At 35.6% G+C, this 16513-nt stretch carries 8 protein-coding genes; 1 reads left to right on the forward strand and 7 read right to left on the reverse strand.

Features of this window, described 5'->3' with window-relative positions; genetic code table 11:
* Positions 1 to 8 precede the first annotated feature (8 nt).
* The 7 genes from ABWU50_RS01260 to ABWU50_RS01290 form a co-directional block, all read right to left on the reverse strand.
* A complete protein-coding gene (locus ABWU50_RS01260; RefSeq protein ID WP_264735679.1) occupies positions 9 to 641 on the reverse strand; it encodes a hypothetical protein in 633 nt (210 codons plus the stop codon).
* Positions 625 to 4020 (reverse strand): type IV secretion system protein, encoded by a 3396-nt coding sequence (locus tag ABWU50_RS01265; RefSeq protein WP_353276014.1) that lies wholly within the window; start codon positions 4018 to 4020, stop codon positions 625 to 627. The genes ABWU50_RS01260 and ABWU50_RS01265 overlap by 17 nt, the downstream gene beginning before the upstream one ends.
* 90 nt (positions 4021 to 4110) lie before the next feature.
* Positions 4111 to 7113, reverse strand: a complete 3003-nt coding sequence (locus ABWU50_RS01270; RefSeq protein ID WP_353276015.1) for a type IV secretion system protein — start codon at positions 7111 to 7113, stop codon at positions 4111 to 4113.
* Entirely contained in the window at positions 7110 to 9539 is a 2430-nt protein-coding gene (locus ABWU50_RS01275) for a type IV secretion system protein (RefSeq protein ID WP_353276016.1), read from the reverse strand. Before ABWU50_RS01275 ends, ABWU50_RS01270 begins: the two co-directional genes overlap by 4 nt.
* 33 nt (positions 9540 to 9572) lie before the next feature.
* Positions 9573 to 12137, reverse strand: coding sequence for a type IV secretion system protein (locus ABWU50_RS01280; protein ID WP_353276017.1), 2565 nt, complete (start codon positions 12135 to 12137; stop codon positions 9573 to 9575).
* Positions 12130 to 14535 (reverse strand): VirB4 family type IV secretion/conjugal transfer ATPase, encoded by a 2406-nt coding sequence (locus ABWU50_RS01285; RefSeq protein WP_353276308.1) that lies wholly within the window; start codon positions 14533 to 14535, stop codon positions 12130 to 12132. The genes ABWU50_RS01280 and ABWU50_RS01285 overlap by 8 nt, the downstream gene beginning before the upstream one ends.
* A gap of 9 nt (positions 14536 to 14544) precedes the next feature.
* The gene (locus ABWU50_RS01290) at positions 14545 to 14841 is read right to left on the reverse strand and encodes a type IV secretion system protein VirB3 (RefSeq protein ID WP_253307377.1); all 297 of its coding nucleotides are present in this window, start codon (positions 14839 to 14841) and stop codon (positions 14545 to 14547) included.
* Between the two features lie 116 nt (positions 14842 to 14957).
* On the opposite strand from ABWU50_RS01290, the gene ABWU50_RS01295 reads away from it, so the two are divergent.
* Positions 14958 to 16493, forward strand: a complete 1536-nt coding sequence (locus ABWU50_RS01295; RefSeq protein ID WP_353276019.1) for a lysine--tRNA ligase — start codon at positions 14958 to 14960, stop codon at positions 16491 to 16493.
* Positions 16494 to 16513 lie beyond the last annotated feature (20 nt).

Consider the following 16513-nt stretch of genomic DNA (forward strand, 5'->3'; position numbering starts at 1 on the left):
CACAAAACTCATCCGTTATTTTTTTCTGATTTGCCTACTGCATTAATTGCTTGACCAATCTCATCTTGTAAACCACCATAATCATTTCTTTCATCATGATTTATCCCTTCAATTCTGCTTTCTAACTCCAGCTTAATTATAGTATTAATTTTATCTATGTTATCGAGAAAGCTTTTACATTCTTCATCACTATACTCTTCGCCAGATGCTTTTTTTTCAACAAATAGGTTTTTAAATCCTACTAAATCGGAATTCTGATCGGTATTCAGTACAACATTTCTCTCTACGAAGCTAAGATCTGATAGTAATAAACTAACCTCTAATAGATCTTCACTTTTAATGTTTGCAAGATTATCAAGATTGTCTAAAATATTAAACACCTTAAGCCTTTCTTGTGCAATCTCTTTGTCTTCCTTATCAAATTCAGACAATAAACTATGATTATCTACAAATTTCTCACTCAAAGCTTTATTTAATTTAGTGAGGTCGATATTGTTGTCTAGTGTGTTGTCTAATAGTAGATCTACTCTTGCCCTACGCGCATTTAAAATGTCATCGTAGTCATTTAACTTTATATTACCATCACCGTCTTGCTGCAGACCATAATAATTTAATCCTTTAAAGTTATGATTCTTCGTCATTATCACCCCTGTTATCAGCCCTTTCATTATTCTCACGTTCTGTATCTTCTCCAAAAAGTAATGAGGTGTCGTAATTTTCGCCTTCTTGATCTCTTTCTTTTTTTCTTCTAGCTCTTTCAGCACGTTTTTCTATAGCTTCCGGAGTATTAGTGTATTTTTCTGTGCCTAACTCTCGTGCTAATTCATTTGATTGATCAGACTTATTTTCCTTTAGTGGTTGATCAAGCTTGTCTTTTTCTGGTTCTCTCTTACGTCCGATAGTGTAATCATGAAGTTTTTCTAAGAAATCTCGCCTATGCGATTTTGCTCTACAGAGCAGATTACCTTGGTAACCATCTTTTTCTCCTGTACGGTGGCTAACTCCTATAGAATCAAGGCCATGCTCCCAAGTAAACTTCATAGCATCTTCTATTGTATAGCCCAAATGTGACCCTACATATCCTTTATAATAATCTAAATATTTACCAATCCTTCTATGTGTAATATCTTCTTTATCAACTCCAAATGCCCTGTAAATTTTTTCCTCAAGCTTATCAATGTCATTTTCAGGCGATGTCACAAATTTTGTTGCTTCAATAGTAGCATTTACAAGTTTACGTGGCGCATCAATAGCATGTTTCAGTACACCTCCAACTCTTGGTATCCTACCCAGTAGATTAGCTGTACCTCCGGCTAATCTGTCTGGTAAATGAGTAGCCCAACTGCCTAAAGACTCTAGTTTTCCACCAGCAAAATCTTGCCACTTCTGCTTTAATCCTTCTGCTACACCAGCTAAAGGTGACGCATGATACATGCTAGATATGCTGTAAACGCTGTATCCACCACCGGCAATACTTGAGCCCATTTGTTGCACAAACTCACGTAAGGAGAACATTAAGAATGAGAGCAAGAATAATACAAAGATTTCCCCCGCATTGATTAAATAGCCCCTCTGTATGTCTTGCACCCTTTGGTAATCGCTATTTTCTTGATAATTTTTGCAATCCTCACAATCTTTACATTTCTGACAGTATTCACTGTTGGGATCCCTATATAATTTGTGCAAATCCTGTAATTGGCAATGTGGCTCTCGTCTAATAACATCCTGCACCAAAGACTTTATCTCTCTTTTAAGATCTGGTCTTATGGTACCTTTTCTGTAGTCATCCACTATTTTCCTATAATTTTTACATTTTTCTTCATCTTGCTGAGGTTGACAGTAAAGCTCTGTTATTTTACTATTCATACCACCTATCTTTTTGTCTATATTGTTGATCAGTAATATAATGTTAGCCCTCTCTGATGCATGAGATAAACTATTTGTTAAGCGTACTAGATCCTTTGCACTACAGTTATTATCCACTACTATATCACTTTCCGCAATATAGTGGTCTGCTGGATTATCTTTAGTTCCAGGAATTGGATTAAAGAAAGGATAATCTATATAACGAAACCCTTTTATATGTTCACCATTTTTATCTTTAGGGTAATCCGGTGGAAGCGGGATATATCCAGCGCCTCCAGTAAATTTTATTGTACCACCTTCTCTGCTTATCTTTTCTATACCTTCTATGTTCTTATCTACGTTCAGCGGAGAAGCTTCTCCAAGAGTGTAAGGTACGAAAATTTGCCCTGGGGTCCAACCAAAGTACTGCTTATCAACGATACAAAAACCGCCAAACACCCATTTTGGAGCACATAACCTTACCTCAAACCATTTATTGTAGCATACAGTAAAACCTAACTGCCTATAAAAGGTATTCATTATAATGGAAGCCAGTAATGACAAGAGAGCAAATATCATAATCGACTGTAAACAAAAGCTGATGCAGAATTTTATCCAACCTTCAAACAGACTTTTCAGCGGTGAAAATAAAATAGAGATCAGGAACAATGGCATGATAGCTATAAGAAAAGCTATACCCATAAAACCAGAGAGAAATATTATGTAAGCATATAAGCACAGCAAGAAATATAAAACTATCCCTATGAAAATTGCTGGTATCATAAGTAAGCTTGCCCACATTTGGTAATGTAAAAACGCTGCAAACTTTTTCCAAACAGAATAAGCAAAAAACTTATTGAACATGTCCTCCATGAAGCTAAACAACTTAGCTTCATTTCCTTGAGCAATACTTCCGGTGTTCATGTTGGGAGCAAAATTAGTAATTATACTTATCAGTTGTTCAAGAACTTTAACGAATAGAACGAGAAAATGATCATAGAAAAATCTAAAACTTCCAGGAGATATAAGCACTATTACTAGAGTGATTTTCATCATTCTGATGAGCATATCATGCTTAGTTTCTCGTATCATGCCAAAAAGATAAAGAAGCGATGAAATCATTACAAATAGAATAAGCAAGGAAAGAACAAAATTGTGAAAACTTGAACCTTTTTTAACTATATTCTCAAACATAGTTTGCGCAGCCGCACACTCACTACCTTTACAATCTTTATTAGGTGAGATCAATAAAGTGTCTTTTAGATAATGATAAACTTCATTGAAAAATCCAAAGGTACCTGGTTTTTGTACTCCACCCAAAAACTCAAAAGAGTAGCCACCTACATTATCTAAGTAATATCTATCTAATATTTTTACATATATTTTCCATCCCTTTTCTAACTTCAACTCATTACAATTTCTGTCCTTTAATTTAGTATTATCTCTGTCTAAAGTAAAAAATCCATTGTCGCCCTCTGCTGTGGAGTTATAACCTAGATGTACAGTAGGATATTGAGGATCGCGCATTAACTTTAGATTTTCGTTAGGATCATCTTTCCCCGTTTGAAACAAAAGATAAGCACCATGACCATTGGTAAACCAACATGGAGCACCACGTGATACTGTATTTGCGCTATCATCTTCATTAATGCACTTGCACTTTACAGTGCAACTTGCATCAGGCTTACTTGAAAATTTTTGTATGCTAGGTTTATAATCATTACAAACTAAGTGAAAGTCAGGTAGACTATTATCACCTGACTTGCCTTCAAATTTAGTTGCATATTTTAACTGCTCCAAGCTTTGTAAGGTATAACTGCCTTTTTTAGATTCCTTCTTGTTATTATTACTCCAAGATGTCCATGCACCATTTACTCGCACTATTAAGCTATCTCCATTGGTTTCTAATCCAGTATCTTTCCACTTCACCACTTGGTTATGGTGGAAACCATAATTAATTTCTCCAGTTTCAGGATCAATAACTTCTCTATCTTTTGGAATAAACGCATCGTGATCGTTTGTAAAATGAGCGCTTACTGCAATAGGTTCAGGACCAAAATAATCGGCAGATATGCACCTTGGGAAAGGCATATCGTTCTTACTACAACCTGTGATCAGCACATAAGCTGCAAGAAGTAATACCCTAAACCAACATTTGCCTAAGCGTGATTGCATATCTAAACTTTTTCCAAATATAGAAATAAATTTCTAAAACTTTACTTAAAATATCTTTTTAATTAGTTACTCCATAACATCATTCATATCTTACTTCTCTCCATTTCCTTCCTTGTTTTTAGCTTTATCACTAGGATCACTTCTTATTGTTTCATCAGGATTTTTTTGCTGACCTGATTGTTTTGGTGCTTCAGGTTTAGAGCTCCCCCTCTCCTTTTTATTAGGACCTTCTTGCTTACCTGATTGTTCTGGTATTTCAGATTTAGGGCTCATGGAATTATCCTTCACGTCAACTTCCGTCCGATCTTTACCCACTTGTTGCCTAATGTTCTGTATCATACCTTGGGTGTTATCATCAAGGCCAACAGCCGACAGTATAGATTGTGATGCGCTTGTGGCAACTTGACCAACACTGCCAGTAACTCCCCAACCAGAGCTGAATAGTGCTTGTGCCATAGTTTCTGATATAGTAACAAAAGCTTCCATTGCATTAGCAATAATTAAGTACATAAATGCTTGGATCAGATCTATGGGCAACGCTGCAAAGTGCCCACCAGCCCTTTCTCCGGTACTGAGTGCAACATCAACATTAGTGCCAGGACTGTATCCAAGAGGCAGTATTGATTTCATCAAGCACAGATCATACGATAAGAAATTTACGCTAATTAAACATTGATAGCATGCAGAAAAATTTGTGAGATTGTATAGAACTGAATACATCAACTGATTTAAAAGAGATAAAGATGAAAATAAAATAACTGGTTGTACTGCAACGTGAGCCAGCGTTTTTATCCAGTTATCAAACAAGGGTTTAGTCTGTTGAAATAAAATAAACACGATAAACAAAGGTGTTAATGACAGTAAAAACGCTACTAGAACAGTAGATATTACATATTTAAACGTAGCGCTAATAATGCATTTTAAAAACGCAAAAGTAGCGTAGAGTATTGCCAAAAATGCAATAAAGCCAAAAGGACCAGAGAGCATCAACGATAAAAACTTTAACCAAGTTTCTGCTGTGAATAATATTCCTGCTGTCAAGTCTAAGAATGCAAATTTTCTCCCCCCTTCCCCTATATAGCCAGAAAAGCTATCAACTAAATAAGTGCTACCATCTATAAAAAGTCTGGATAAAGTTGTACCAAAAAGTTCCCAGCTTCTATCGCTAAAGGCAAAAGCTATAAATGCTATCTTGAACATTCTTACAATGAAATCAAATTTACTTAGCTGTATTGTTCCAAGCATATAGCCAACGACAGTAAATATAACGTATAGAGTAAGCAAAGCTCTTACTCCTTGAAGAAGACCTCTTGCATATCCTTTGTATGAATCTTTAACGCTGTCACCAATTACTTCTTTTTTCATAAAACCAAATATCTTGTTTATATTTGATGAAATAAAATCATTAATTTTTCTTTTGACAAATAAAGTTACACTATACTTATTGTTTTCGTAATATTTGCCATTTTTGTCCGTAATGTCATCTTTCTCTACGTTGCTTACATCAATACCAAAATATATCTTCTTAGATTCTTTGTTCTGAAAGTGTTTTCCGCTTATTACATCTGGTATGGTGTACTCATCTTTTCCGTCCACTCTTTCTCTTACCACTTTGAAATCATTAGTTCCTACACCATGCAAATCTTTAGGTGGGTTATCACCCAAATACACATACAGTTTTTTGCCATTAATATATTCACATGATCTAGTCACTTTAACATGGTACCCACCCCTATTAGCTTCATAGTGACCATAATCTGCTATAGCAAGCATCACACTACTACCAAGTGTTACACTTCCTATTGGATAGTCATGATTTAACCTCAGAGAAAAATCTCCAAATTCATCTTTAATTTGTGAACACACATTATCCCCTTTTGCACCCTTTTCCTCTGGAAGACATTGAATACCTTTAGCAGCATCATGATTATCAAGATCACCAATTTTTGCAACAAGAGCCTCAGCCCATGAGATATCTTCTTCAGTGTTTGATGTAAAATCAACGTTAATCTGCATGGGACCCCCTTTATTTTCTTCTATCCTCTTAAGCTTATCTTCAACTCCTTTAAGGTGAGAATACATGTCACATTTATTTCCTTTATCGTACTTCTTATACCTTATAGAAGAGACACAATTCCGTTTGTTTCTTTCACCTAAACTCCAATTCCATATACCTTCTTTAGTATAACATATGTTCTGATAGTAACAGTTAAGCTCATAAGAGCTGTACTTTTTTATCTCGTTAAGATCACAGTTTTTTCCGTTACATAATTCATTCAATCCTATTTTAGTGCGACGTAAATCGAGCAGCGAGCCATGCATCCATGGTTCGTTGTCTTCAATGTAACTTTTATTAAAATGTACCTTATTATCATATGGGGTGTAACCATTGCCAACTAGCACTTTGCTTTCCTTTGTTTTTGTTTTATCAAGAGGTAAAAATTTTATTTTATTTCTCTTTCCATCCTTGCCCTCACAAAAAAATTCCTCTCCCTCTTGCTTGCTAACATTCAATATTTCACTTGCTGACACTTTTTCACCTCCTTCTTCAGCTCTATAAAAATTGTCATCAAAGCTGATGCCTTTCCCTCCTGGATTATCATAATCAATTGTTATCTTCCTGGGAATTAAGCTGAAGCTTAACTTATCACCAGGATTTACTTTAATTCCAGTGTCCACATAACGTCTATTGCTGCCAAATTCTTTACCGCCGCACAATTCGTTTTCATTTACGCCTTTTTCATCAACGCCATAATTATTAGGCACATCGTTAATATTTGCAGCTTTACTATAATTTGGTTCTGAGCCATTAGCACAAAAGCTAGCTGGCACAAGTACTTTCCTTGGATTTTTACCTTCTTTAAGAGGGCAAAAATTTACTGATCCATCGAGGGTGAATTTGATTTCCTCACCCTCACTAATTACCTGACCAGAATCAACCCAATGAATTTTAACTCCTTCATCTGCTTTATGAACTGGAACATCCACATTAACGCTGGTGTTTCTGCTCTGCAACCCAGGCTCAACACACTCCATAGTACAACCAGTGATTGCAAGACACAGTATCAATAATAGTGATCTTTTACTTATCATTGCTGTTTTCCTGATTGTGGTATCTGAGGCGTTGACCTTTGAGTCCCTTGTGGTATTTGAGGTCTTGACGTACCTGACTGTTGAGAAGCACCTCCTCTTCCTCTTCTTTGAACGCTTTGTTCATCTAACCCTACTGTTCCCATTAAGCTTTGTTGATATTGTCCTCCAGGTTCGTTTTGCACATAAACACCAAACAACGAGTCAGATATTGTCGAAGAAGCTTCCACTAAAGCTTTCATAGCGTGTCCCAAAATAACAAAAGCCATCATAGCGGTAATATTAGGTGTATATTTGGAAGCATAACCATAGAAGATACAAGGGTTAAAAATCTTTAGGTTAATACTAAGTATACACGTAGAGCAGACTTCAAAATCAAATACTGAATATATGATATAATCCATAATCTGACTTATCAGTGATATAAAAATTAAAAGCACTACTGGATGAATCGCAAATCTTGCTAAATTTTTAACCCAGTTGTGAAACATCTGCCTAGTATACGCAAATAAAAGACAAATAATAAAAATAGGTGCTAAAGAAAGCAATAACGCAACTATTGCTATAGATGTAATAAAAGAAAATAAGGCATTAAAAATAGATAAGCTCACTGTGATTAAACCCCAAATCACCAAGCAAAAAGATACAATGCCCAAAGGGCCAGAAAATATAAGAGATACTATTAACAATACTGAATGCGATGACAGAAATCTATTTAACGGCAAATCAAGAAACTCAAAAACATTTGAAGTAGTGCCTCTGAAATTTGCTATTTCTATTAACTGTTTTGGGGTGTTAATAAAAATAGAAAATGCATTGTTATAAAAAAAATTCCAACTGTTGTCCTGCAGCAGCTGGGTAATAACTCCTATCTTTACGCATATAATTAGAAACTCATATATAGAAATATGAGTTAATCCAAAAAAGTAGTAAAGGGTATATAAGATTATGTATAATACTAACAGCGATATTATCGTAGATCTAATGGTGTTTGTTTTGCCTGATTTTAGAAAACTTTCGTAAAGATGCTTTACAGGACTAGTATCAGAGTGAATCGCGTTGGAGTCTTTATAGCTGGAACCAAAAAATGCAGTTTTTACTTTTTCGTCAAAAAAATTATAGATTGCACTAAAAGTTCTTGTAGGTGGCTCTTTAGTTGTTAGGTTAATGCTAAACTGACCTTCATTTTTGTAATCGCAGCCATGGTCTCTTATTCCGTAATATATGGTGCCTGTTTTGTCTTTTAACTTTTCTTTTAAGCCTTCCATGTACTCAGTATCATGAACTTGGCTAATATCCACAGATATATCTCCCTGAGTTTCGTCAGGCTCACGCTCAGGAAGTTTGTCAGAGACGCTTATATATAAGCTATTCTCCAGACTATGGTTTTTTGTTACCCTAATGTTGTAACCGCCCTTGCCACCACCATCACCTAACGTAAAAATTAATTCTGAGTTTATTGCATGGCTATCACTTATCTCGTGATTACAACTAGTACATATACCACCATCTTGCGCATTTTTAAACTTTACACCATCCATATAAACACTTAAGTGTTGAACATCAGTTTCTATTTCTGCATTCTTTAAAATGTCACTAATATCCTCACCAACAGATTCTTTACTAACAGACTTTAAAGCACTTTTAATGGATTTACCCAGATTGCTTTTTGTAGCATTCTGTGCAAGACTAGGCAAACAAAGCTTTTCTCCACGATTATCAAGAAAGCATGCATATTTACAGGTTAGGTCTAAGATATATGTATCTATCTTGCTTGCTTGATTACTTGAAAGCGAGCTGCGGTCTATATCTTTTCCTTGTTGTTTTATAGAATTGACAATATCTTCGATCTCCTTTCTTCTTTTATCTTGATCTGATCTTGAAAAATCTGGACTCTGATATTCTTTTCCATTTTGATGCAGCCAGTATTCATTGCTTCGTATGTACTTATTAGGACATATTCCATCCTGACATCCTTCTCGATTTAAAACATGTGCAAAATACTCCTCTTCTTTCTCGCTGCACTTTTCATCAATTTTCACGTACCTGATTTTTGTCTCACTCTCTTTATCTTTACACACTTTACTTCCAATAACACTAAAGCTTATCGTATCGTCTTTTTTAAGTGCAAATGGTAATGTAACGTCATTTCTCCCAGGCCTAATTGCAAAATCTGCATACTGCTTAGGACAAAAATTAACCTTACTAGGCACTATATTAATCTCTGTTACGCTTCTTATCCCATCTGAGATGTAAACACCAGAATCAACCCACTTCTGCTCTGTTGACACTATATCTAGTTTTTCACGCAAACCTGATAAATTTTCTGGCTTAATACAGTGATCCTCCCCGCATCCAGACAATAAAAAAAGTACCACAAAACTTATGCATAGCTTACCCAAGTTTTGGTTACTTAAACGTTTAAGCATCTGTTACTTACCTTAACTAGCATCACCGCCACCTTAGTTAATCTTTTCGCTGGAACCTTTACCACTATCTCCACCTCCTCCACCAGTACCTCTTGCCTTCTTGACAGCCGCAGCAGCAGCTTGACCAACACCTCCAGCAGCAGCTTTGGCAGCAGATAAAGCTTTGTCCACCATTTGTCCAGGTGTACTACCAGAACCGAGTAATGCTCTATGGTTACCAGCAAGTTCAGCAGCCATGCCAGGAAGAATGTTTAAAAAGTGGTAAAAGAGGAATAATACTAAACACAATTTTAATAATTCTCCGATGAGAGAGCTGCCAAACTCCATGTATGTAAAGTCGAATAGACCAAGTATGCTGCTCTTTTTAAAGCTATAATTTTGCATCATACATGCAAGAGTAGTTTCATTTTTATCACATTCCCCATCTTTCAATTTAAACCACTGTTTTTTCTTACTATATGAGATTTCTGCTTGTTTCTTTTCATATGACTTGTCCGGTTGTTCATTTTTATATGACTCGTCCAGTTCAAAATTTAAATTTTTAAAATAGATTTTATCACATGCTATGAACATAAAGGACAAAAACGCAAAAAGGATAACCGGGTATAAGCTATAGGTAATCAACTCTTTCACCCAGCCGTCAAAATATCCTTTGGTGTGTTGGAATAAAACCATAGGAATAAACAAAGGTGATAGAATAACAATTACACTTAAAGCAACTAGAGATAAAATAAATACATAGCACAGCCACAAAATAACCATCATCATCAGAACGGCCATAAATATACAGACAAGAGCTACTAAAATTTGTCCACCAGCGAAAATAATACCAATCACCGAACCTGCAACTAACAAGACAGGAGCAGCACCAAGCAAGACTGCTAACGTTGCAACACCTCCAGTACCAATTTTGCCACCGATTCCATCTAAAGGTGCTCCTAAATAAAATAAAATTCTGCAATCAAGCCTATCCCAAGGTGCAAGATAACTGTAAGATACCTTCTTTCCTTCACGAGTATATTCATAATCTGTACCTGCTTTATAATTACATATGCCTTTACTTTCAGATGACGCTTTTAGCACTATCTCTGACAAACCATTTGAGAGACGAGTTAATTCTCCATAATAATGAGACATGGTACTGCCTGTTGTGAAGTAAATCACTAAAGCGAATTTAATAATCAACATGTACATCTCTTGTGGACTGCGAACTCCACCAGACATAGCTTTTATAGAGAACAGTATTAAAGCTAAAACCAAAACAGCAGTTACAGTGTTTTTCAACCTCTTTTGTGCTACAGATAAGAAACTGCCCTTGTTATGTCCATCTTTATCTTTAAGTGGGCTGCCACTTGAATCAATACCTGCAACTAAATTATCTAACGATTCCTTAATGCATTGCACTATCATAGAAGTCACGGGAATAGGAGCTAATGATTTACTCCCTGCCTGGTTATAGCAAGCTTTAGAGACATACGAGCTAAAACAGCGAGCATTATCATAACCTACAAAAACTTTTCCTTTTTCTTCCGTTTCCCTTATCAGAGTTTTGTAATCTTTCTTGGGATCAATTTCTATTGGCTTATCAGTATTAACACTGGCCTTATCCTTGAAAATCATCATAGATTTTTCACACATAGGAGCAAGTGGGTCAGGTGGCAATTCCGTGCACCCCATATCAACCCCTTGCGGCCAAGGAGTCATTTTGATACCAAGCATGCTCACACTTCCCAGCTCCACACACAACCTGCCCATTTTTCTTACTGCTTTAAATGTTGACCCATGCATGATTTCGCTTTGCCCAGCTTTAAGAACTTTACATTTCAGCTCACCATCGACCGTCGGGGACCATGACCCATCTACATATCCAGTATCTTTTTCCCTTACATCAAAGTCTATGTATCCAGGTTTTTCTCTGGAATCAAAGTCTTTCTTGTTAAAAAGATTACCAAAAGTTAAAGTATTTCGATGACATATTTCTATATATTCACTGTATTGCACACCGTTTTTTGGCCAGTAATAACTTTCTGTACTCTCCTGAACGTTAGAATTTAAGGCTTCTTTTTCTGCTCTTTTCCCGTCATAGTCTTTTTTGTTCACCTCTTCCCGAGCTTTATCTTGCAAACAAGAAAAATATTCATCTTCTGTTTGGTAATTTTTATTGGTGCAGCCACTATAACCTGTGTCTTCTTTAAAATTTTTGTATTTTCCATCATGACCACGTGCAACTGGGTGTTTAACAAAACTATGTTCACAAACAACAAGCCCCCCTATTGCTTTCCAGACTCCAACAATTGCAGCTATCATTCCAACAATAACAAGAGCGGTAAACAAACCAGCAGAAGAGACGATTAAGACAATGCCAGTAAATATTGCGCCAACAGCAATCGCTATTCCAGCAAGTGCTGCAGCTGTTTTAAACGCCCCACAATCAGGATTAGAGGCACGACTGAAGCTGCCAGTGGAATTAAATCTGCTAACAAATTCTGTCTTGTCAGTACCACTTACTCCATCTGCAAGCACTGGATATGAGAGTAAAAAGTCTATATTTAGTAAAAATATCGCAATTAATAGCAATGACAGCTTAGTCTTAAACATTTTTTACCTTCTGATAAAATATAGGCAACCATACTTTTGGGTTGTCCCCAACTTCATTTAATATATCGTGTAACAATAGAACACTTTCTGCACGTCCGGATAATACGTTGATTATATCATCTAAGTCTTTTAAGTCTATTCTAGCTACCACAGCATTAACTCCTTGTTTCACCAAAAAGAATCTAGTACTCGGATCTGTGTGCTTAATTAATATATATTCACGTTCAGTTAACATAAAAACATCCCGATAGACACTAGTAGCTTTCAGATTTGGTAAAAAAATCTGTGTCGCTGTTTGTTGTACAAGCGTATCGCTAATAGCACTTTTACTTGCATCCTCAACACTCTGAGTAGCAAAAATCACAAAAGCATTTAGTTTTCTCAGTACCTTCAACCAGTCTTTTATCTTGGGTGCAAAAACTGGATTATCTATTAATGCCCATGCCTCATCAAGAACGATAATAGATGGAGTGCCATCAAGAGATATACTAATCCTATGAAATAAATAAATCAATACTGGTCCAAGGGCAACAGGATCTTTGAGCAAGCTAGCCATCTCAAAACCAAATACTCTTGCTCGTGAAAAATCTAGCAAATCTTCTTTATTGTCAAATATTGCAGCATGAGAACCATTATCATGCCACATAGATATTGCCCCAGCTAGAGTATCAGGACCTGCAAGTCCTAAAAACGGTACAAGGTTTCTCAAGAACCTGTCTTCTTTTCTTAATTTAAAATTTCCTTCAATTGCATCATTAATTCGTGCAATATCTTCTGAAGTAAATTTATCATTATATACCGAAATTAAAGACTTTATCCACTCCATTAAAAATGTTCTATTATCAGAGGTGTCATCAAGTTGCAAAGGATTAAAATTTGTTTTAGTTCTTGGTTCTATTACAGTATAGATACCACCAAGTGCTCTTAAGAAAATCTCTGCACCGCGATCTTTGTCAAAAAAGAATATCCTTGGAGAAAATTTTATCGCTTGAGCACATAAGAAATTCATTAAAACAGTTTTACCAGCACCAGTTGGGCCAATTATCATAGTGTGTCCAACATCCCTTATATGAAAGTTGAAAAAAAATGGAGTACCAGATGTCGTGTCGAAAACTGTAACGGCATCTCCCCAGTGGTTATTGAATTTATTACCAGTAGGATAATTATGTTGAGATGCAAATCCAGCCAAATTAAGACTACTTATTGTAGCTTTTCTCACTATATAATCGAAATTACCAGGAATTTGCGCCCAAAATGCTGGTTCAAGGTTAACTCTCTCACGGACAGGGTAAACACCGCAATTAGAAAGCTCTGATTCTACCAACGACAGAGCGTTATCCAATGATTTAGGACTTTTTTCTATACATAAAATAGTCAGGTGATGTTGACCAAATGCAATCTTACCACTCATTGCGTCATCAAGCGCTTGAGAAATTTCTGCTATTTGAGAAATAGCTTTATCTGCAGACTGTATCATTCGATTTTGCTGTATCTGCATTTTTCCAATCGCCATTTGCCTGTTTATAAATTGAAAAGATTGCGTAATTATAAACTCGTAAGGAAGTTGTAAAAACGAATCAAGCATTCCTGCAGAAGTATGATTTCCATATTCTTTGATACTAACTACTCCAGCATATTTACTCTCATTATGAGTCACAACCTGTATCATCTTACGGCCAAAGAATAACCTATGTACTGGTAAGTATCTTGATATTTCAGTTCTTAGCGGAAAAAGCGTATTTGTAACGAAGCCACAATTTACGATTCTAGATAGAAACTCCATTATTTCGCAGAACAAACCATCTGGAGTTTCTTTTACTCCAAGAATTTTAGGCGAATAATTTCTAAGGCTTGTCACTACACGATTTGTCGTTTCCTCTAAATCTTCATACGTGGCACGCATATCACTTTCCCAAGCATGTTTTGAAGTTACATGTCCGAATTTTTTTAGTAGATATGACAAAAATTCTACTCCTTTTGTGTCTGCTCTACGGATAATCGTAATGTATAGGTCATTAATAAATGATTGCCTTGTTGCGTGTTTTTCTCTCCATTTTAGATTTACGTGATTAGCGAAAAAATTCGGCAAACCTTGACTTGCAAATTCATCAGAAAAAATATTTTTTTTACGTCTGATAGTATGAAAATACAAACTAAATGCCGGAGATGAAATGCTTCTGAGCATCTGATTCCTGATATTATTTTGTATTACTAAATCCTCGTCATCGGCGGTTTCAAATGCAAAGCCACTTAATTTTATAACCTTAACCAACCAATTTTCTTTTGTCATCAAGGTTGTGCTATTCCAATAGCAAGAATAAGGAATAAATTCAGCAGCGTGAACTTCCTTGCTCAGAGTAGATTTACTCTTTGATTGAATAGCCCTAAACCTCAGCATCACACAACATTAAGCAATATCATAAGAATTGGCTCCATGATAAAAACGATTTAAACATTTCGAGCACTTTCCTAATTTTACCATAAATAATTCAATAAACAAAGGTTCTTTTGCAGAAGCTATATAGCCAAGTCCATGTATACCTGGTAACATTAAAAGAATCACTCTCAAATCATTTGAATTAATGAAAATTAGCAGGCAAATCAGGACGTTTAATATTGCAAACATATAACTCACACCAAAGAGCATTGCAGGTCTTGTAAGACCTTTAAATAATTGATCTGTTTGTATACTACCTGTGGACATATCTTTAACCTTCTAATAATAGCTCTAACACTAATACTATATCATTATATTAAAAATCCATTGAAACTAGTAGCACTTTAAGTTAAGATACATTGATTAATAATTTAACCCAGATAATGACAAGTTGGCCATTTCAAGAAGCAGAAAAAATATTGCAAGAGTTTCCTAATAAAAAAGAAATAATATTTGAAACTGGTTATGGACCCTCTGGTTTACCCCACATAGGAACCTTTGGAGAGGTTTTCCGCACTACAGTTGTTGTAAATGCATTAAAAAAAATAGCTCCTGGTATAAAAACCAAAATCATTGCAGTTTCAGATGATATGGATGGTTTGCGAAAAATACCAGATAATGTGCCAAATCAAGAGATGCTAAGGGAGCACTTAAATAAACCATTGACTATGATACCCGATCCATTTGGCACTCATGAGAGTTATGGTCATCACATGAATTCGTTGTTGTGTAAATTTCTTGATTTGTTTGAATTTGAATACGAATTTAGGAGTGCAACAGAGTGTTATAAATCTGGCGTTTACGATGAAAAACTTTTACTCCTGCTGAAAAATTATGATAAAGTGATGGACGTAATGCTTCCATCATTTCGGGAAGAAAGGCAGCAGACTTACAGTCCATTCTTGCCGATATGCCCAAAAACTTCCCAAGTTTTACAAGTTCCAGTAATTGAAACAAATACAGATAAAGGAACAATCACGTATGAAGACCTAAACGGGGAAAAAATAGAAGTTCCAGTGACAAAAGGAAAATGTAAACTGCAATGGAAACCTGATTGGGGAATGAGGTGGGCCGCATTTGGAGTAAATTATGAAGCTCACGGAAAAGATTTAACTCCATCTGCTGTGCTTTCAAGTCAAATATGTGAAATACTTGGAGAAAAGCCACCACTTCTGTTTTGCTACGAGCTTTTCCTTGATAAAGAAGGAAAGAAAATATCAAAATCAAGAGGAAATGGCATTTCGATTGAAGAGTGGCTAACTTACGCACCAACGGAGAGTTTATCACTGTATATTTTTCAGAGTCCTAAAAAAGCTAAACGTTTATATTTTGATGTGATACCAAAATCAACCGATGAGTATCTAGAGTTTGTAAGGTGCTATAATGAGAGTAAAGAAAAAGATATAAATAATCCTGCATGGCATATTCATCAAGGTGAAGTTCCCAGTATAGAAACTTCAGGTATAAATTTTACGCTACTTTTAAACCTAGCGGCGGCTTGTAACGCTGAAAACAAAGAGATTCTCTGGGGTTTTATATCCACTTATGCACCAAGCGTCACACCAGAAAATAATAAAATGCTTGATAGACTTTCAGACTTTGCAGTAAAGTATTACCACGATTTTATCAAACCAACAAAATCATATAAAACTCCAAATGCAAAAGAGAAAGAAGCGTTACTAGATTTGAAGGACACTTTACATTCTCTATCTACAACTGTTACTGCTGAAGAAATTCAATCTCAGGTATTTTCTATTGGAAAAAAATATGATTATACCAACTTACGTGACTGGTTTCAGCTATTATATGAAACGTTACTTGGCCAAAAAACCGGTCCAAGAATGGGATCTTTCATAAAGCTTTATGGAATAGATAATACGATTTCTCTCATAGAGAGCGCTACTAAATGTATACTTTAGAGTTTACCTTCTTTCATTTG

The organism is Wolbachia endosymbiont (group A) of Pipizella viduata (genome assembly GCF_964028555.1).
In the GTDB taxonomy this organism is placed as follows: Bacteria; Pseudomonadota; Alphaproteobacteria; order Rickettsiales; family Anaplasmataceae; genus Wolbachia.